At 68.6% G+C, this 19019-nt stretch carries 20 protein-coding genes; 2 read left to right on the top strand and 18 right to left on the bottom strand.

Annotated features, from left to right (window positions below; all coding sequences use genetic code 11):
- Positions 1–6: 6 nt before the first annotated feature.
- From ABDZ89_RS16370 to ABDZ89_RS16290, 17 genes are all read right to left on the bottom strand, one after another.
- Positions 7–1701 (bottom strand): potassium transporter TrkG, encoded by a 1695-nt coding sequence (locus ABDZ89_RS16370; protein WP_343780756.1) that lies wholly within the window; start codon positions 1699–1701, stop codon positions 7–9.
- Position 1702: 1 nt separating this feature from the next.
- On the bottom strand, positions 1703–2386 hold the full coding sequence (locus ABDZ89_RS16365) for a potassium channel family protein (RefSeq protein WP_343780755.1): 684 nt from the start codon (positions 2384–2386) through the stop codon (positions 1703–1705).
- 89 nt (positions 2387–2475) lie between these two features.
- Positions 2476–2910 (bottom strand): universal stress protein, encoded by a 435-nt coding sequence (locus tag ABDZ89_RS16360; RefSeq protein WP_343780754.1) that lies wholly within the window; start codon positions 2908–2910, stop codon positions 2476–2478.
- Between the two features lie 116 nt (positions 2911–3026).
- The gene (locus ABDZ89_RS16355) at positions 3027–4595 is read right to left on the bottom strand and encodes a TrkH family potassium uptake protein (RefSeq protein ID WP_343780753.1); all 1569 of its coding nucleotides are present in this window, start codon (positions 4593–4595) and stop codon (positions 3027–3029) included.
- Positions 4596–4702: 107 nt separating this feature from the next.
- A complete protein-coding gene (locus tag ABDZ89_RS16350; RefSeq protein WP_343780752.1) occupies positions 4703–6205 on the bottom strand; it encodes a TrkH family potassium uptake protein in 1503 nt (500 codons plus the stop codon).
- A gap of 7 nt (positions 6206–6212) precedes the next feature.
- Positions 6213–7550, bottom strand: a complete 1338-nt coding sequence (trkA, locus tag ABDZ89_RS16345; protein ID WP_343780751.1) for a Trk system potassium transporter TrkA — start codon at positions 7548–7550, stop codon at positions 6213–6215.
- A 118-nt stretch (positions 7551–7668) separates the two neighbouring features.
- Positions 7669–8592, bottom strand: coding sequence for a mechanosensitive ion channel family protein (locus ABDZ89_RS16340; RefSeq protein WP_343780749.1), 924 nt, complete (start codon positions 8590–8592; stop codon positions 7669–7671).
- Positions 8592–8837 (bottom strand): YhbY family RNA-binding protein, encoded by a 246-nt coding sequence (locus ABDZ89_RS16335; protein WP_343780747.1) that lies wholly within the window; start codon positions 8835–8837, stop codon positions 8592–8594. The genes ABDZ89_RS16340 and ABDZ89_RS16335 overlap by 1 nt, the downstream gene beginning before the upstream one ends.
- Positions 8838–8916: 79 nt before the next feature.
- Positions 8917–9360, bottom strand: coding sequence for an SHOCT domain-containing protein (locus tag ABDZ89_RS16330; RefSeq protein ID WP_343780746.1), 444 nt, complete (start codon positions 9358–9360; stop codon positions 8917–8919).
- Between the two features lie 140 nt (positions 9361–9500).
- Complete coding sequence (locus ABDZ89_RS16325) at positions 9501–10007, bottom strand: DUF5797 family protein (protein WP_343780745.1); 507 nt, start codon at positions 10005–10007, stop codon at positions 9501–9503.
- On the bottom strand, positions 10004–11308 hold the full coding sequence (gene gatA, locus ABDZ89_RS16320; RefSeq protein WP_343780744.1) for an Asp-tRNA(Asn)/Glu-tRNA(Gln) amidotransferase subunit GatA: 1305 nt from the start codon (positions 11306–11308) through the stop codon (positions 10004–10006). The genes ABDZ89_RS16325 and gatA overlap by 4 nt, the downstream gene beginning before the upstream one ends.
- Positions 11309–11641, bottom strand: coding sequence for an Asp-tRNA(Asn)/Glu-tRNA(Gln) amidotransferase subunit GatC (gene gatC, locus ABDZ89_RS16315; RefSeq protein ID WP_343780742.1), 333 nt, complete (start codon positions 11639–11641; stop codon positions 11309–11311). It abuts the gene before it with no gap.
- 104 nt (positions 11642–11745) lie between these two features.
- Entirely contained in the window at positions 11746–12219 is a 474-nt protein-coding gene (locus ABDZ89_RS16310; RefSeq protein WP_343780741.1) for a DUF5788 family protein, read from the bottom strand.
- Between the two features lie 92 nt (positions 12220–12311).
- The gene (locus ABDZ89_RS16305; RefSeq protein WP_343780740.1) at positions 12312–12824 is read right to left on the bottom strand and encodes a universal stress protein; all 513 of its coding nucleotides are present in this window, start codon (positions 12822–12824) and stop codon (positions 12312–12314) included.
- A gap of 158 nt (positions 12825–12982) precedes the next feature.
- Positions 12983–14137 carry a pyridoxal phosphate-dependent aminotransferase gene (locus ABDZ89_RS16300; protein WP_343780738.1) on the bottom strand — a complete coding sequence of 385 codons (1155 nt, stop codon included), beginning with the start codon at positions 14135–14137 and terminating at the stop codon, positions 12983–12985.
- 21 nt (positions 14138–14158) lie between these two features.
- The gene (gene ribH, locus ABDZ89_RS16295) at positions 14159–14563 is read right to left on the bottom strand and encodes a 6,7-dimethyl-8-ribityllumazine synthase (protein ID WP_343780736.1); all 405 of its coding nucleotides are present in this window, start codon (positions 14561–14563) and stop codon (positions 14159–14161) included.
- Between the two features lie 105 nt (positions 14564–14668).
- Positions 14669–14977, bottom strand: coding sequence for a hypothetical protein (locus ABDZ89_RS16290; RefSeq protein ID WP_343780735.1), 309 nt, complete (start codon positions 14975–14977; stop codon positions 14669–14671).
- A gap of 673 nt (positions 14978–15650) precedes the next feature.
- On the opposite strand from ABDZ89_RS16290, the gene ABDZ89_RS16285 reads away from it, so the two are divergent.
- Complete coding sequence (locus tag ABDZ89_RS16285) at positions 15651–17357, top strand: DUF7282 domain-containing protein (protein WP_343780733.1); 1707 nt, start codon at positions 15651–15653, stop codon at positions 17355–17357.
- A 225-nt stretch (positions 17358–17582) separates the two neighbouring features.
- Here the strand turns inward: ABDZ89_RS16285 and msrA are convergent, their stop codons facing one another.
- A complete protein-coding gene (gene msrA, locus ABDZ89_RS16280; RefSeq protein ID WP_343780731.1) occupies positions 17583–18119 on the bottom strand; it encodes a peptide-methionine (S)-S-oxide reductase MsrA in 537 nt (178 codons plus the stop codon).
- A gap of 218 nt (positions 18120–18337) precedes the next feature.
- Between msrA and ABDZ89_RS16275 the strand changes: the two genes are divergently transcribed.
- The gene (locus ABDZ89_RS16275; RefSeq protein ID WP_343780729.1) at positions 18338–19018 is read left to right on the top strand and encodes a metallophosphoesterase family protein; all 681 of its coding nucleotides are present in this window, start codon (positions 18338–18340) and stop codon (positions 19016–19018) included.
- The last annotated feature ends 1 nt before the right edge of the window (position 19019 follow it).

Raw genomic sequence — 19019 nt, 5'->3', positions numbered from 1 at the left:
CGCCGCTCAGGGGTTCAGACCCCGAATCCCCGCGCGCAGGAACACCAACACCGGGATGATCTCCAGCCGCCCGATCCACATGTTGAAGAGGAACATCGCCTCCGCCAGCGGCGGCATCGAGGGGCCGGTGATCCCCGAGGAGAGCCCAACGTTCCCCTGCGCGCTGGCGACCTCGAACAGCGCGTCGGCGTAGGTGAACTCGGGGCCGGCGAGGTTGACGAGGACGAGGCTGCCGACCGCGAGGCCGACGACCCACAGCAGGGTGACGATGGCGGCCTCGCCGAACTCCCGCTCCATCGTCTCCCGGTCCAGCGTGCGGTCGCCGATGCGCGCGGTGACGACCGCGTTCTTCGGCAGGAACACGCGCGAGAACTGCCAGGCGATCCCCCGGGCCACCGTGTACGCCCGGACGATCTTGATGCCCCCGACGGTGGAGCCGGCCGCGCCGCCGAGCACCATCGCGACGACGACCAGCACCTTCGCGCCGGCGAGCCAGTTCCCGATCGGGGCCGACTGGAAGCCGGTGGCGGTCATCGCGCTGACCCACTGAAACGTCGAGTCGCGGACCGCGTCGAGCCCCGCCCCGTCGAGCAGCGGGACCGGGAACGAGAGGAACGACTCGGTCGCGAACGCGCCGGAGGTGGCCGGGACCGACGCGAGGTTCTGCGCGGTGAGGACGGCGACCCCCCCGGCGAGCAGGAGGAACAGCCACCGCGTCTGGAGGTCGCCCGCCAGCTCGCGGAGGCTGCGGTTCCGGAGGACGACGTAGTGGACGGGGAACGCGACGGCGCCGAGGACCATGACCGGCAGCAGCGCGGTCTCGACGAGCGGCGAGCCGTACGTCGCGATCGAGTTGTCCGTGACGGAGAATCCGCCCGTCGTCAGCCCGGTCATGGCGTGGTTGAGCGCCTGCCAGGCCGCCTCCACGAGCGACAGCGACTCGGCGTACGCGCTCTCGCTCGCGCGGATCGCGGCGAACAGTATCGCGACGGACAACAGCGTGTACCCGACCACGAGCTTCCAGACCGTCCGCACCGTCGAGACGACGCTCGGGTGGATCTTCTCCTCGCGGGCCTCGCTCCGGTAGAGGGCGTAGCTCCCGCTCCCCGGCCGCGAGAGGATGGAGACGGTGAGGACGATGACGCCGACGCCGCCCACCCACTGGATGAACGACCGCCACCACTGCACCGCTCGGGGCAGCGACGGCTCGTGGACCGCCATCGTCAGACCGCTCCCGGTCCACCCGCTCATGCTCTCGAAGACCGCGTGGAGCGGGTCCCGGAAGTACGCCAGACTGGAGAGCGTCGTCGACCCGCCGACCGCGACCGGCTCCCACGAGGCGGTGTCGGCCGCGGCCGGGACGAACGTCTCCATGACGGCCGGCGGCGTCAGCCACGCGGTGAGGAACAGCGGGAGGGCCCCGAAGAGGGCGACGGTGAGCCACCCGCCGGCGGCGATCACCATCCCGTGTTTCGCCTTCGGCTCCGGGGCGTCGGCGAACCGGCGGTTCGCGAGGCCGCCGACGAGCGCCGTGGCGCCGCCGGCGGTCAGGAACGCGAGCGCGGCGCGGAGCTCGCCGAAGCCGAGCGCGACGACCACGGAGAAGGTCATCAGCCCGGCCTCCATCAGGACGAGGGAGCCGACGTCGCGAGCGATGATCCGCAGGTCGGTCGGAAGCGGCCCGTCGGATCGGTCGCTCATCTCAATCGCCGTCCCCGGTGTGCCCGAACACGTCCGTCACCTCTGGGGTCACGCCGTGCCCCGAGTACACCGTGAGCATGTCGCCGGCCTCGATGCGGGTATTCCCGCGCGGCGTTATCGGCGTGCCCTCGCCGTCGCGCTCGACGGCGACGATCAGCGTCTGCCCGCCGATGAGGTCGGCCTCGTCCGCCTCCCGCAGCGTCTTGCCGGCGATCGGCGCGTCCGGGCCGACGGCGATCTCGAACACCTCGGCCTCCTCGCCGATGTGCATGAAGTCGACCACGGACGGCCGGCTCACGGCCCGGTAGAGGTACTCGGCGATCAGGCTCTGGGGGTTCTGCATCGTGTTGACGCCGATCTGCTCGAACACGCTCATGTGTTCGGGGTTGTGCACGACCGAGACGATGTTCGGGATCGACAGCTCCTGAGACAACAGACAGACCATGATGTTCGTCGCGTCCTGGTCCGTCGTCGAGATGAGCGCGTCGGCGCGCTCGGCGCCGGCGTCGCGCAGCGTCTCCTTCGACGTCGCGTCGTCGTTGATCACGAGACAGTCGTACTGCCTCGACGCGCGTTCCGCCCGTTCCTCGTCGCGCTCGATGACGACGACCTCGTTGCCGCCGGCGGTCGCGAGGTCGACGAGCGGGGTGCCGATGTCGCCGGCGCCCACGACGATCAGATACATATGCCGCTCTTTCAGGATCGACCGCCGAAAGCCTACCGCTTAGCGGGCGGCGACCGCGCGATCCGGTGAACGGCGACCGGAGAGCCGGCTCAGTCCTCGCGGTCGGCCCCCGGGAGCGCGACCACGGGGAGCGGGGCGTCGGTCACCAGCCTCAGCGAGACGTCGCCGGAGAGGAACTGCATGAGCCGGTTCCCCCCGCGCGAGCGGTAGGCGACGGCACTCGCGCCGACCTCGTCGGCCGCGTCGAAGATCGCTTCGACGACGTCTCTGGCGTACGCGGTGTGGTCGTCGGCGTCCGGGAACACCGTCCGGACCGCCGCGTACGACTCGTCGGCCAGTTCCTCGGACTGCTCGACGGGCGTCTTGTCCGGTACGCCCCCGCCCTTCTCGACGACGTGGAGCGCGGTCACGCGCTCCGGGTCGTACGGTTCGAGCGCCCGCGCCGTCGCCAGCGCGTCATCCTCGTGTGCGACCGGGAGGAGGACGTGACCGAGCAGGTCCTGACCGTCGTTGGAACTCGTCATACCAACACCACTATTCTCTCCAGTTAAGAAGATACGTTCTCCCGGATCGAACGAGCAGCGGTCAGGCGGACGTAAGCCGACGAGGGCACCTCGTTCGAACGCCGAGGCCGGACCGATCACCGACCGTCGACCGCCGAGATGAACACCGCCAGCACCGGGACGATCTCCAGCCGGCCGATCCACATCAGGAACACCATCAGCAGCTTCGAGGTGTCGGGGAAGAAGAGGTAGCTCCCGAACGGCCCGAGCCGGCCGAACCCCGGACCGATGTTGCCGATCGTCGCGAGCGACGCGCTCGTCGACTCCAGCATCGTCAGCTGGGTGCCGATCCGCGCCGCGTCGAGTGAGAGGAACACCGCCGAGACCGCGAACAGGACGACGTAGAGGACGGTAAATGCCATGATACTGCGGATCGCGTCCTCGTCGACCACGCTCCCGCTGAGTCGGATCGGTTGGACCACGTCGGGGTGCGCCGAGGTGAAAAGCTCCCGTCGGATGGCCTTCCCGACGATGAGCCACCGAACGATCTTGACGCCGCCGCCGGTCGACCCGGCGGAGCCGCCGATGAACATGGCGAACATCAACAGGATCTGCGCGTCGGTGTCCCACTGCGCGAAGTCGGCGGTCGCGTACCCGGTGGAGTTCAGGAGCGACCCGATCTGGAACGCCGCCTGCCGGAGCGAGTTCTCGGCGACCCCCTGCGTCGCCCCGCCGAGTTCGATGGCGGGCGCCGCGCCGCGGAACAGAAGCACGGCGAGGACGGCGGTCACGGCCGCGACGGCGCCGGCGTACGCGCGGAACTCGGCGTTTTCTAGCATCAGCTTGAACTCGCCGCGCAGCACGTGCCAGAACAGCGCGAAGTTGACCCCGGCGACGAGCATGAACGGGATGACGACCCACTGGACGATCGCAGAGAACGCGGCGATGCTGTCGGCCTTCGGCGAGAACCCGCCGGTCGGCAGGGTCGTAAACCCGTGCGCGACCGCGTTGAAGAGGTTCATCTTCGGCGCCATCCCGCCGAGGTGGAGCCCGTAGAGGATCGCGATGTAGACGACGGTGAACCCGAAGTAGATGAGCCAGAGCGCGCGCGCCGTCTCCGCGATCTTCGGCGTGAGCTTCTGGAGCTCCGGTCCGGGCGCCTCCGACTCCATCAGCTGCGCGCCGTTGACTGCGACCTCGGGCAGGATGGCGATCATCAGGACGATGATCCCCATCCCGCCGAGCCACTGCGTGAGCTGTCGCCACATCATCACGGCGTGGGAGTGGCGGTCCGTGCTGATCTCGCCGAGGACGGTCGCGCCCGTGGTGGTGAACCCGCTCATCGACTCGAAGAGGGCGTTGGCGATCGACTCGGTGAACGCCCCGACCGACCCGGTCTGGAGTCCGATCGTCGACGCCGTCCCGTACCCGGCGATCAGGTACGGGATCGTGCCGATCGCCGCCGCCGCGAGCCAGGCGAGCGAGACGAAGAGCAGCGCCTCCCGCGGTCCGAGGTCCGGATCGGGGTCGACCCGTTCGACCGCGAACCCGAGCGCCGCGACGAGCGCCATCGACGCCAGGAACACCCAGATGTCTTCGCCGTACACGACTGCGACGACCAGCGGGACCAACATCGTGAGCGCGAGGTATTTGATCCCGACCCCGAGAAGCCCGACGCTCGCCTTCCAGTTGACGCCCACAGACATAGTTACTCGATCGATATGGGAGTCGCCCGTTCGCTGTATTAAACTGTCGAAGGGGTGACGGCGGCGGCGTCGATGTCGACGGCGCGCACGGGCCCGTCAGCGGCCGGTCACGACGTCCAGAACGCCTTCGTGAACAGCACGAGGACCGGGATGATCTCGATCCGGCCGATCCACATCAGCACGATCATCACGGCCCGGGTGCTCAGCGGGAACGTCGCGAACGTTCCGTACGGGCCCGCCGCGCCGAACGCCGGGCCGATGTTCAGGAACGTCGTCGCCGCGGCCCCGAGCGCCTCGAACTCGGTGACGCGGACGCCCGCGCGCTCGGCGTCGACGACGATGACCACGGCTAGCAGGAAGAAGATCACGATGCTGAGGAGGAGGTACGCGTAGATGTCGCGGATCGCGCCCTCGTCGACCGGCTTCCCCGTGATCCTGACCGGCCGGACGGACTCGGGATGGATCGCGGTGTAGAGGTCTCGCCTGAACGACTTCAGCGCCACCAGCCACCGCAGCGACTTGATCGAACAGGTGGTCGACCCGACCATCCCGCCGATGAACATCCCCATGAACAGCATGTGCTTCGCCGCGGGCGCCCACAGCACGTAGTCGGTGCTGGCGTACCCCGTCGTGGTCACGATTGAGGCGACGTTGAAGATGGCGTGGCGTATCGTCCCCTCGGCGCCGAACGCGACGCCCGGATCGAGGAACAGCGAGAGCGCGACGATCGACGCGAGCGTCCCCATCGCGCCGAGGTAGAAGTGGAACTCCTCGTTTTTCAGCAGGCGCATCGGCTCGCCGTTGATGGCGAAGTAGATGAGGACGAAGCTGGTCGAGCCGATGACCATGAACGGGACCACCGCCCACTGGATCAGGGGGTGGAACGCGCCCACGCTCAGCGGCTCCGGCGAGAACCCGGCGGTCGCGACCGACGTGAACGCGTGCGCGATAGCGTTGTACAGGTCCATCCGCGGGTCGACGGCGAGTCCGAGCAGGAAGTAGACCGCGATCGCGAGCCCCGTGAGCCCGAAGTAGATCCCCCAGATCAGCTGCGCCGTCCGCGAGATCTTCGGCGTGAGCTTGTTGACGTCTTGGGTCTGTGACTCCGACTCCATCAGCTGCGCCCCGCCGACGCCGATCTCCGAGAGGACCGCGGTCGCCAGGATGAGGATCCCCAGCCCCCCGAGCCACTGGATCACCTGCCGCCACATCATGACGGATTTCGAGTGGACGGAGAAGTCGACGAGGACCGTCGCCCCGGTCGTCGTCAGCCCGCTCATCGCCTCGAACATCGCGTTCACCGGGTGCGCGACCGTGCCGACGCCCGCGACGACGAAGGGGATCGCACCGACCGCGGCGACGAGGAACCAGATCGTCGCCACCGCGAGGAACGCCTCGCGCGGCCCGAGGTCCGCCGTCGAGTCCCCGAGCGAGCGGAACGCCGCGCCCAGCGCGAGCGAGACGGCGATCGCCGCGACGAACGGCAGCGGCGACTCGCCGTAGTAGAACGCGATGAGGAGGGGGAACGCCAACGGGACCGGGAGGGCGACGAGCACGTCTCCGGTGAGCCCCACGCTGGCTCGCCACCCGACCCGGATGCTGGTGTTCACGGACCGGTCACGCCATCGACGCGATCTCGCTCACGGAGTCGGACTCCACGAGGAGGATCACGTGATCGCCCGGCTGGAGGACCGTATCCCCGCGCGGTGTCACGAGCTGGTGGTCCCTGGTGATCGCGCCGATGACGAACCGGATGTCGCTGTCGGCGACGATCTCCGAGATGGGTCGGCCGACGAGCCCGCAGCCCTCGGTGAGTTCCAGTTCGAGGACCTCCGCCTGGTCGTTCTCCAGCACGGCGATGTTCTCCGCGACGCTCTCGTAGGTGAACCGCGTGATCTCCTCGGCGGTGACGGTGCGGGGGTTGATCGCGATGTCGATGCCGATCTCCTCGAAGACGGTGACGTAATCGGGGCTGTCGACGACGGCGATCACGCGGTCGACGCCGAGCCGCTTGACGAGGACCGACACGAGGAGGTTCTGCTCGTCCGACCCGAGCGCGGTGACGACGATGTCGGCGTCGTCGACGTTCTCCCGCGTGAGGAACTCCGCGTCGGTCGCGTCGTGTTCCATCACGACGGATTTCGGAAGCTGCTCGGCGAGCCACCGCGCGCGGTCTCGATCCTTCTCGATCAGCCGGGGATGGAGTTCGCGCTCCTCGAGGAGCCGTGCGGTCTGGTAGCCGATCTCGCTGCCGCCGACGACGACGATGTCGTCCGCGTCGTCCGGCGTCGTCTCGGGCGCCACGTCGGTCGCGAACGACTGGACGCTCTCGGGGCTCCCGATCACCACCGCGCGGTCGCCGACGGTGATGTCGGTGTCTCCGCGGGGGATGATCATCTCGCCGTCGCGGAACAGGCCGACGAACGTGAGCGACTCGAACCGGTCGGCCTCCGAGACGGTCTGTCCGGCCACGGGGCTCCCCTCGGCGATCTCGAACTCCGCCATCTGGACGAGGCCGCCGGCGAACGGGTCGACGTCGATGGCTGCCGGGAGCCCGATGACTCGGACGATGTTCTCCGCGGTCAGCAGGTCCGTACACACCATGAAGTCGACGCCGAACGCCCCCTCGCTCCCCTGCCACGTGCGGAGGAAGTCGGTGCTCTTCACGCGGGCGATGGTGAACCCGCCGCCGAGCGTCTTCGCGGTGCCGCAGGCGACGAGGTTCGTCTGGTCGTCGTCGGTACAGGCGATGACCATGTCGGCGCGGCCGACCTCCGCGGCGGTCTGGATCTCCGAGGTCGTCCCGTCGCCGGCGATCGTGAGCACGTCGAGTTCGTACTTGAGCTGTTCCGCCCGGTCGGGGTCGACGTCGACGACGACGACCTCGTGGTCCGACGCGAGGCTCGAAGCGATGCTCGTGCCGACCTCGCCGGCCCCGATGACGACCACATGCATGGACACAACGAGATACCGAGCCCTCAAGTTCGTTACTATCGCTACTCTCGGCGTCTCCTGCGCGTCGACTCGGGGAAGAAGGGGCTCAGCGGCGCACGCGCGGCGGAGCCGCGGACGCTTAGGCTTTCGACCCGCCGTCGGCGCCGCCGCGCGCCGCCCCGCCGAACGACGAGGGGTCCGTCCACTCGTTGCGTCCCGAGACGGTCCGCTGCGGGAAGGGGATCGAGATGCCCTCCTCGTCGAAGCGCGCCTTGACCGCCTTCACGTAGTCGGCGCGCGCCTTCACGAAGTCGGCCCGCGAGGGGTCGTCGATCCAGATCCGGGACTGGAGGCCGACGTAGGAGTCGGCCAGTTCGGTCAGCCGGACCGACGGCGCGGGGTCGTCGAGGATGGCGTCGCTCTTCTCGGCCTCCTCGACGATGATCTCGCTCGCCCGCTCCACGTCGTCCTCGTAGTCGATCCCGAAGACGAACTTCAGCCGCAGCGTCTTCTTCGCGACCGGATTCTTCACCACGTCGCTCGTCAGGGCGTGGTTCGGCACCGTGAGCAGTTCGTTGTCGAACGTGCGGACGCGGGTGACGCGGAACGAGATGTCCTCGACGACCCCCGAGTTGTCGTTCCACTCGATCCAGTCGCCGATGCGGAACGGCTTGTCAGTGTAGATGAACACGCCGGCGACGAAGTTCTTGATCACGTCCTGTAAGGCGAAGCCGACCGCGAGCGTCGCCGCCGCCGCGATCGTCGCCAGCGAGCGCAGGAACCCCTGATAGCCCGCCGCGCCGAACGCGACCGTGACGCCGGCGAACAGCACGAGGAACGCCACGATCTTCTGCAGCGGGCGCCGCGCGTGCTCGTCGAACCCCTGCCTGTCGAACACCCGTCGGAGGAGCGACGTGACGACCGACTTGTAGATGACGTAGGTCGCGGCGACGACGGCGATGAATATCACGGCGTCGACGACGATACCGGTCACCGGCCCGAGGTACGGCTCCAGCGTCCCCGCGACCGCGACGATCCCGGGCGGTCCCGCGAGGGCGCCCATCAGTGGAGCACCGCCGTGTTCCCGCGCGTTTCGATCAGGTCGGCGCCGACCGCCTCGGCGAGTTCGTCGGCGAGCTCGTCGGTCGAGGTCCCGCCGCGGGCCGCCCGAAGGAACTTCACCTTCACGAGCTTGCGGTCGTCGAGCTGGTCGTCGAGCTCGTCGACGACCGAGTCGATGCCGTGTTTCCCGACCCAGACGGTGACGTCGAGGTCGTGCGCCTCTTTCCGGAGTTCGTGGTCGCTCATACGCGGTCGAGTCGCCCGCACGCATTGAAGCTTGAGATTCCGGCCCGTCAGCTGCGGGAGCGCGCGGCCCGCTCCGGGCTCAGCGCTCGCGTTCGGTCTCGCCGTCCCGCCGTGCGTCTCGGTTCCGTTCCGTCCACTCGGCCGCGTCCTCGGGCGTCTCGGTCTCCAAGAGCCGATCGAGCTTCCGTTCGAACTGTTCGTCGGTGAGGTCGCCGTTCGCGTACCGGGTCCGCAGTCGTTCGAGGGCGTCCGTGGTGTCGCCGGTCGCGTCGTCGCGCGCCCCCTCGTCTCGTTCGACGCGGACCGAACCGGGCTCCGAGTCGACGTGGGCCGACTCGGACTCCCCCTCGTCGAACAGCATCGAGACGACGGGGACGATCACGACGTACCCGAACAGCATGAACCCGAGCCACCAGTCGAACCCGGCGAGTAAGGCCCCGAGCCACGTCCCGGTGACCGTCGTCGCGGCGATGCCGCTGGCGTTGCGGCGGAACCGCTCGCGGAGGGTCTCGTCGTCGGCCATCAGCGTGACGGTCTCCGTCGGAGTACAAAATCGTGTCGGCAGGCGGAGACGTCGCCGACCGCACCGCGCGGCGGCCGCCTACTCCTCGGTCTCGACCACGGGCGACCGCTTACTCCTCGGTCTCGACCACGGGCGACCGCTTACTCCTCGGTCTCGACCGTGATCTCGTCGCGCGCGACCGCCAGTCGGAACGTCGGCACGGTTCGGTAGACGACCTCGACGACGTTCTTGCGTTCGAGGCTGCGGAGCGCCCGGCGCACCGCGTCGACCTCGGGGTCGCCGTCGAACGCCTCGCGGAGCGCGTTGAGCACGCTGACGACCGACTGCGAGCGCTCGTCCGGGCCGGCGAGCACGTCGACGACCCGCGCCTCCAGCTCCGGGACGCGGATCGTCTCCGGGACGCTGCCCTTCGCGACCGCGTCGGGTTCGACGCCGGGCTCGACGTCGACGAGGTCGTTCGCCTCGGCGGTCGTCCGTATCAGGCTGTCGTCGTCGCGGTAGTAGTACTCCTTCAGGTGGCCTTCGAGGTAGCCGTGGACCTCGCTGCCGCTCTCCATCTCCCAGGCGTCCTGTAGCTCGCCGTTCTTCGTCGGCTGGAGGCGGACCACGTCCGCGAGCCGCTCGCGCTCCTCGTCCGTGAGGCTCATCGGTCCTCGACCGCGCTCGCGGCGCGGACGATCGTCTCCTCACCGAACTTCGGGCCGACGAGCTGGAGCCCGACCGGGAGCCCGTCGGCCTCCCCGGCCGGCACCGATATCGCGGGGAGGTTCGCGAGGTTCACCGGGGTCGTGTTCGCGTCCGCGAGGTACATCCGCAGCGGGTCGTCGAGGCTCTCGCCCAGTTCGAAGGGGAGGACCGGCATCGTCGGCGAGGCGATCACGTCGACGTCGTCGAACGCCTCCTCGAAGTCCCGCCTGACCCACGCGCGGGCGTCCTGCGCCTTGTCGTAGTACTTGTCGTGGTAGCCGGCCGAGAGCGCGTACGTGCCGAGGAGGATCCGGCGTTTGACCTCCGGACCGAACCCCTCCTCGCGGGTCTCGGCGAACGACTCGTTCCAGTTGCCGTCCGACTCGCTCCGGTGGCCGTACCGCACCCCGTCGAACCGCGCGAGGTTCGAGGAGGCCTCGGCCATCGCGATCACGTAGTAGGCCTGGACCGCGTGTTCGACCGACGGGAGCGAAATCTCGGTCGTCTCCGCCCCCTGCGCCTCGAGGTCGGCGATCGCCGCTTCGACCGTCTCGACGACGCGGTCGTCCGCGCCCTCGAACAGCTCCGTCGGAATCCCGACGGTCAGCCCCTCGACGTCGCCGTCCGCGGCCGCGGCGTAGCTCGCGTCCGCGTCGGCGCCCGCGACGTCGGCGAGGTCGCGGGTCGTCCCGTCGTTGGGGTCGTCGCCGGCGATGACGTCGAGCGCGGCGGCCGCCTCCTCGACGGTGCCCGCGATCGGCCCGATCTGTTCGAGCGAGTTCGCGTACGCGATGAGGCCGTACCGGGAGACGAGCCCGTAGGTGGGCTTGATCCCGACGACGCCGCAGAAGGCGGCCGGACAGCGCACCGAGCCGCCCGTGTCGGAGCCGAGCGCCACGTCGGCCTCGCCGGCCGCGACCGCGGCCGCGGAGCCGCCGGAGGAGCCCCCGGGAACCCGGTCGGTGTCGACCGGATTCCGCGTGGGGCCGAACGCGGAGGTCTCGGTGGTCGTCCCCATCCCGAACTCGTCCATGTTCGTCTTGCCGACGACCGTCGCGCCCGCCTCGGTCAGCCGATCGACGACGGTCGCCGAGTAGGGCGGGACGTAGTCGGCCAGCATCTCCGAGCCGCAGGTGGTCCGGATCCCCGCGGTCGAGATGTTGTCCTTCACCGCGACGGTCGCGTCCGCGAGGGGGCCGTCGGCGTCCGCGTCGCCCTCGATCGTCGCCTCCGTGACGAAGGCGTTGATGTCGGCCGCCATCTACGACACCTTCGGCCCGACGAAGAAGCCGTCCTCCGTCTCCTCGGCGTTCGACAGGGCCTCCTCCTGCGAGAGCCCCTCGTGGACCTCGTCGGGGCGCATCACGTTGACGAGCTCCTCCTCGCGTTCGACTTCGGGGACCTCGTCGAGCGCGTCGAAGTACTCCAGGATGTCGCCGAACTGCGCCGCGAACTCGTCGACCTCGTCGTCGGCGAGCCGCACCCGCGCCAGCTCCGCGACGTGTCTGACCTCCTCGGCGTCGACGGCGGCCGCGTCGGCCTCGCCGTCCGCGTCCGCACCCGCGCCATCCGTCGACTCGGACGTATCGCTCATACGTCGAGGTGTTCCGGACCGGGAGTAAGGGTTTCGGAACGTCGCATCGCCGGCGCGCCGAACGTCCTCCGATCCTCGCCTCGGCCGGACCGCACCGCGGCTCGCTACACCTCGTCGACGAACGCCAGCCAGCGCTCGTGCCCGTCGAGCGTGGCGGATCGATGCTCGTCGGCGAAGTCGGGGTGGCGGATGGTCTCCAAGGCGTTCAGCGCGCGGTCGATGCCGATGATCTCGTCGGCGAGCCGCTCGGCGTCCTCGCGGTCGAGGCCGTCGGGGGCCGCCGCTCGGTTCTCCTCGCCCGTTTGGCTCGCGCCGCCGTCGCCTGCTTCGGCCGCGTCCGCAGCCCCCTCGAGTCGATCCAGTCGCCGCCGCCGCTCCTCGCGGAGGGTCGTTTTCACCGACGCCAGCTTCCGGTCCACCGCTGGCGGGACCGTCTCGATGGCGCGCGTCTCGACGATGAACTCGGAGAGGTCGAGCTCGACACCGTCGATGGTGACCGTGTCGGGGACCGACGCCCCGACCGTCGCGGTGCGGCTGTTGACGCGTTCGAGCAGCTCCTCGCGCAGGGACTCGTCCATGTCCGTCGGTTGGGCCGCGCCGCGAAAATGGGCTGCGGTCGGCGCCCCCTCCGCGGGTCCGGGGGAGCGCCGGTCGCCGTCGACCCGCGACGTCACTCGGTCTCGTCGGCGCGGACCGTCACCACAGGCGGGTCCGCGAGCCGCACCACCTTCTCGGTGACGCTGCCGAGCAGGTAGCGCTCGACGCCGGTCCGGCCGTGAGTCCCCATCACCACGAGGTCGATGTCGTTCTCGTCGGCGTACCGCAGGATCACCGAGTGCGGATTCCCCGTCTTGACCGCCGTCTTCACGTCGATCCCGTCGGTCGAATCGGCCGATGCGCCGAGGAGTTCAAGCGTATGCTCGGACAGGGCCTCGTTGATCTCGTCGGGGTCCGGTCGATTCTCGTGTCCGCCGATGTACCCCTCGTCGGGCGACTCCCCGCTCATCGCTTGGCTCGGCTCGTCGAAGAACGCCCCGCTCGTACCGAGTCCGCCCTTGCGTGAATCGGCGACGTGTAGCACGTGTACGGTCGCGTCGAACGCCGTCGCGAGCTCGCGGACGTGCGCCGCCGCCGCCTCCGATCCGGGGCTCCCATCAGTCGGGTACAGTATGTTGTCGTACATCGTTTCACCAGTTTGAAATTTCTTGAGGCAGTGACAAAAACGTACCGCAGGTTCGCGCCACCGACCGGTCCGGTCGCACGGCTGGCGAGATGACGGCGGGACAGCCGACAGGTCGGCGACGAACCCGGCCGATGGGACGGCCGGGAAGTCGGTCTTATCTATAAGAGATCGTTCGAGACGAGCCGGTCGACCGCCTCGCGCAGGCGCTCCTCGCTCGCGGCGTAGGAGATGCGGGCGTAGCCGGGCGCGTTGAACGCGCCGCCGGGCACGCAGGCGACCGAGGCCTGCTCGATGGCGCGTTCACACCACGCCTGGTCGTCGTCCGCGACCGGGATCATCATGTAGAAGGCGCCGTCGCCGACGTCGACGTCGACCCCGTGTTCGTCGAACAGGTCGACGAGGAGGTCGCGGCGGGCCGCGAACGCCTGCCGCATCTCCTCGACGGACTCGTCGGTGTTCTCTAACGCCTCGATCCCCGCGCGTTGGACGAAGTTCGTCGCACAGGAGACAGAGTGGGAGTGGAGCTTGCCCGCCTCGCCGACGAACTCGTCGGTCGCGTGGAGGTAGCCGAGCCGCCAGCCCGTCATCGAGTACGCCTTCGAGAAGCCGTTGATCGTCACGGTGCGGTCGGCCATCCCGTCGAGGCTCGCGAGCGAGACGTGGTCGGCGTCGTAGACGATGCGCTCGTATATCTCGTCGGAGATGACCGCGATGTCGTGTTCGACGGCGAGGTCGCGGACGCCCTCCAGCGCGGTCTCGGAGAAGACCGCGCCCGTGGGGTTCGACGGGGAGTTGACGACGAGCAGCTCCGTGTCGTCGGAGACCGTCTCCGCGAGGTCGTCGAGCGCCGGCTCCAGCTGGAAGCCGTGGGGCGCGAGGTCGACCCGCGAGAGGTCGCCGCCCGCGAGCTTCGCCATCGCCTCGTAGGAGACCCACGCCGGGTCGAGCAGGACGACCTCGTCGCCCTCGTCGATCAGCGTCTGGAAGGTCTCGTATAACGCCTGCTTGCCGCCGGGAGTGACGATCACCTCGTCGGCGTCGGCGTCGATACCGGTCCCGCGGAGCTTGTCCGCGATCGCCTCCTTCAGCGCGGGGACCCCGTTCGAGGAGGTGTAGCCCGTGTGGCCCGCATCGAGCGCCTCCTTTCCGGCCTCGACGACGTTCGCCGGGGTAGCGAAGTCTGGTTCGCCGACCGAGAGGTCGACGATGTCGGCGCCCTCCGCCTCCTTCTCCGCCGCGAGGTTCGATATCGCCAGCGTCGCGCTGGGTTCTACGCGTCCGATCCGCTCCGAGAAGTCGTATGCGTCGCTCATGTGTGTGTGTAGTCGTCTCCGTTAGTCCAGTTCCTCGGCGAGGTCGATGGCACCGCGCGCGGCCTCCGCGCCCTTGTCGATCCGCTCGCGCGCCTCCGCCCCCGACATCCCGGGGCCGCTCACGCCGAAGGCGACCGGCGTGTCGCGGTCGAGGCTCACGTCGGTGAGCTTCTCTGCGGTCGCGTTCGCGATGACGCGGTCGTGTTCGGTGTCGCCGGTGACGATGGCGCCGACGACCGCGACCGCGTCGACGTCGTCTCGGCGCGCGAGTCGATCGGCGGCCAGCGGGCTGTCGTACGCCCCCGGCACGCTCACTTCGTCGACGACGACGGCGTCGCGGTCGGCGGCCGCCTCGCGGGCGGCCTCGGCCATCGGCTCCGTGACGGAGTCGTTGAACCGCGCCACCACCAGTCCCAACGAGACCATACCTGACCTGATGCGGGCGACGGCAAAGGTCTACCGTTCGACCGCAGGGTTGCCGGGCGAACGCGTTCGGGACGGAACCCCCGCGGAGCCGTACTCACGGGGGCGTCACGCCCGCGACGCGATCGGGTCGCGTCCCTTCCACACGACGTAGAACCCGTAGAACGTCAGAGACAGGAACCCGACCAACAGCGAGAGTGCGCCGACGAGCCCGATCGGCCGAGGGAACGAGATCAGGGTCCCCGCTTGGAGGCCGAGCGCGAATCGGTAGCCGAACCAGAGGACGAACCCGGGGAGGAAGTACCGTCTCGCGCGGTTGGTCTCTGTCACTCTGCCGGCGATCAAGAGGATACAGATCCCGAAGAGCGGGATCAAAAGCGAGATCGAGTTCCCCTCACCACCGAACCACGCTATCATCGGGCGGGAGTCGCTGCGCCACGGAGATGTGTCTTCGGGTCGCCGTCCCGTCGAAGGCGGGTCACCCGCGTCGCTCCGCGGGCCGGTAATCGCGGCTCCGACGCCAACGGACGGTGTGACCGACACCGAGACCGCGACGGACGGCGGCGGCTGTCTCTGGTGTGTCGGGGCGGCGTTCAACGACTCAGTTGAACCGCCCGAACAGCTCGTTTCGGTCCGACTTCGCCCGGGACGGGAGGTTCGCGTGTCGATCGGTCCGTCGGACCCCTCGCCGTCTCCCGCTGGCGCCGCCGCCGACGCGGGACCGCGCCAGCGGGTCAGTTGGTCGGGATTACCGCTCGTGTCAGCGATCTTGGGAGCGTCATTACTCACCGGGGTGATCTGACGACGATTCCGTCGGTGCCTGCGACTAAGCCGCTCTTATCGGTCACGGCGTGGTCCCGGCGAATCCGGAGACACACGGGTCGAGAGTAAGCCGGTCGAATTCTGACCAAGACAACGCATAACAAAGCGAGTCCGGATGCTGACGTTTCGTTGTGGTTTACACGAGCGTCGCGGACGAACGAGCGGGGGACAGTGACGGGCTGAATATTGCGTCGAGTGACGGGCGGACAGTTTCGTCGAGTGACGACGTGACAGGCGAAACGAGACGTAGCTCAGAGTGATAACACACATGAACAATTCAACGAAGAAAGTCATCGCGATCGCACTCGCGGCGGTGATGATGGGCTCCGTCGTGGGGATGGTCGGGGCACAGGAGGTACGGCCACAGGCCGCCTCGCCGACGAACGCGAGCGCCACGGTGGCGTTCTCCGATCAGACGACTAACGGCACGTCCGTGACCGTCGATTCGGTGAACACGTCCGAGGGCGGGTTCGTGGTGATCCACGACGACAGCCTGCTCGAGGGAGACGTCACCGGGAGCGTGATCGGCGTCTCGGAGTACCTCGAACCCGGGGAGAACGAGAACGTCACGGTCACGCTGTTCGACGGCGTTCCGGGCGCTTCGTTCAACCAGACCGAACTCACCGAGAACGAGACGCTGATCGCGATGCCGCACCTCGACACGAACGCCAGCGAGACCTACGACTTCGTCGCGAGTAACGGGTCCGACGACGGTCCGTACGTCGACAACGGGTCGGCCGTAACCGACTCCGCGAACGTCACCGTCGAGACCGCACCGGTCGACCCGCCGACGGAGGCCAACGCCACGGTGGCGTTCTCCGATCAGACGACGGACGGCACGTCCGTCACCGTCGATTCGGTGAACACGTCCGACGGCGGGTTCGTGGTGATCCACGACGACAGTCTGCTCGACGGGGAGGTCACCGGGAGCGTGATCGGCGTCTCGGAGTACCTCGAACCCGGAGAGAACGAGGACGTCGCCGTCACGCTGTTCGACGGCGTTCCGGGCGCTTCGTTCAACCAGACCGAACTCACCGAGAACGAGACGCTGATCGCGATGCCGCACCGCGACACGAACGCCAACGACACCTACGACTTCGTGGCGACTAACGGGTCGGCCGACGGCCCGTACGTCGCGAACGGGTCGGCCGTAACCGACTCCGCGAACGTCACCGTGGAAGCGACACAGACCACCGGTGAATCGTTCGTCGTGAGCGATCTGGCTGCCCCCGAGGCGATCGAACGGGGCGAGACGCTGGAGGTCACCGCAACGATCGAGAACCCCAACGACGTGTCGGACACGCAGAGCGTGGAGTACCGCTTCGACGGGAACGTGACGGCCCGCGAGGATATCAGCCTCGACGCCGGCGAATCGGTGAACTTCACGGCGACGGTCAACACGTCTGAAGTCGCTTCCGGCGCGTACATCCACGGCGTCTACACCCGTGGGGACGGGCAGCCGGCTCAGGTCCGGATCGCCGACGAAGTCGTCTCCTTCGGCGTCTCGGATCTCAGCGCGCCCGAGTCGGCGAACGTGGGCGACGAGGTCACGGTGAGCGCCACCGTCTCGAACCCCAACGACTTCGCCGTCGAACAGCCGGTCCAGTTCCGGTTCGACGGCGACCTCGTGGAGACCCGGAACGTCGAGCTCGACGGCGAGAGCTCCACGACCGTTGAGTTCGAGGTACGGGCCACGGGCCCGCCGGGCACGTACATCCACAGCGTCTTCACGAACGACTTCGGTCAGGACGCGATCATCACCGTCGAGACGCCCGGCCAAGGGCCTCCGGCTGACGGAGACGACGGAGATGACGCAGACGGAGATGACGGAGGTGACGCAGGCGGCGAGGACGGAGAAGATGGTACAGACGGAGAGGACGGAACAGACGGAGACGACGGAACTGATGGAGGCGCCGGTGGAAACGCGACCGACGGCGACTCCGGTGGAAACGCGACCGACGGCGAGCAGCCGTAAACACCTGAGGACGGGTATCTAACCCAGCTTCCTCGGGTTCGATCTTCTATCGAGTTCACGGCTTGGGTCAGCGGGCGCCGAGCGTGGCGCTCGACGTCTCGGGAGAAGATATTCGCCTACAGAGCGACGGTTCACACGATGACGGAGCGATCGATCTCGGTGGAGCGACCTCGTGAGCGAACGCGGGGATGAAGTCGCCCAACGCGGCTGAAGTGCCGATGGTATCTACTTCGCGACCTTCGCCTCGAACTTCTCGCGCACCTTCTCCATCTTCGGCTGGGCGTGGAAGCTACAGTAGGCGTCGTTCGGGTTCTTCGCGAAGTAGTCCTGGTGGTGTTCCTCGGCGCGGTAGAACGTCTCCAACCGCTCGAGCTCCGTCACCACGTCGTCGTCGTACTCCTCGTCGAGCGCCTCGATGTAGGCCGCGGCGGTCTTCCGCTGTTCCTCGTCGTGGTAGAGGACGATGGAGCGGTACTGGCTCCCCACGTCGGGGCCCTGTCGGTTCAGCTGCGTGGGGTCGTGGACCTCGAAGAACGCCTCCAGCACCTCGTCGTAGGCGATCGCGTCGGGGTCGAACTCGACCTGGACGACCTCCGCGTGCCCGGTGTTGCCCGAGCAGACCTGTTTGTACGTGGGGTCCTCGACGTGGCCGCCCGCGTAGCCGGACGTGACCGACTCGACGCCGGCAAGCAGTTCGAGGGCCGCCTCGGTACACCAGAAGCAGCCGCCGCCGAGCGTCGCGGTTTCGAGCTGATCTGTCATGTACACGCGTTGGCGTCGGAGACGTATTAATGACGCGTGGAGACGCGGCCGGAAGGACGTCTATTCGACGGTCTCCGATTTACGAACCGGAGCGAGGCGGAGCCGCGTTGAGTCCCCCGGGCCGGCCGGCTGCCGCGGGACGGCGCCCGCGTGCTACCCGTTCCGCGACACGCCGCTCGCCGCAACCTATTCCCTCCCGCCGATCGTACCCCATCCCGATGAAGGTCGGCCTCATTTCCGACGTTCACGCGAACCTCCCGGCGCTGGAGACCGTACTGGACGACATGCCCGCGGTCGACCGGATCTACTGCGCGGGCGACGTGGTCGGGTACAACCCGTGGCCGGCCGAGTGCGTCGAGCGCGTGCGCGAAGTCGCGGCCGCGACGGTGCGCGGGAACCACGACCGCACCGTCGAGAGCCCGGAGCGCTACCGCGCCAACCGGATGGCCGAGGCGGGCCTCGAACACGCGAAGGCGTCGCTGTCGGCCGAGCAGCGCGAGTGGATCGGCGGCCTCCCGCGCGCCGAGACGTTCGCCGGCGACCGGTATCTGCTGGTCCACTCACACCCCGCGGCCGAGCGCGAGGACGCCTACGTCTACCCGGAGGAGTTCCCGAATCTCGACCGACACATGGGCGAGTACGACGGAATCTTCCTCGGACACACCCACGTTCAGGGGGTCCGCGATGTCGCGGGCGGCTTCGTCTGTAATCCCGGCAGCGTCGGCCAGCCGCGCGACGGCGACCCGCGCGCCGGCTACGCGGTCTTGGACACGACGGCCGCCGGGACCGACGCGGTCGAGACGCGCCGCGTGAGCTACGACATCGACCGCGTCGCCGCGGCCGTTCACGAGGCCGACCTCCCGGAGCGGACCGCGGAGCGCCTCTACGACGGCGCGTAGC

Origin of the sequence: Halorubrum ejinorense, from assembly GCF_039522565.1 — an archaeon.
Lineage (GTDB): Archaea > Halobacteriota > Halobacteria > Halobacteriales > Haloferacaceae > Halorubrum > Halorubrum ejinorense.
Note: the sequence above shows the minus strand (reverse complement) of the source record. Positions and strands in the feature narration are given on the sequence as shown.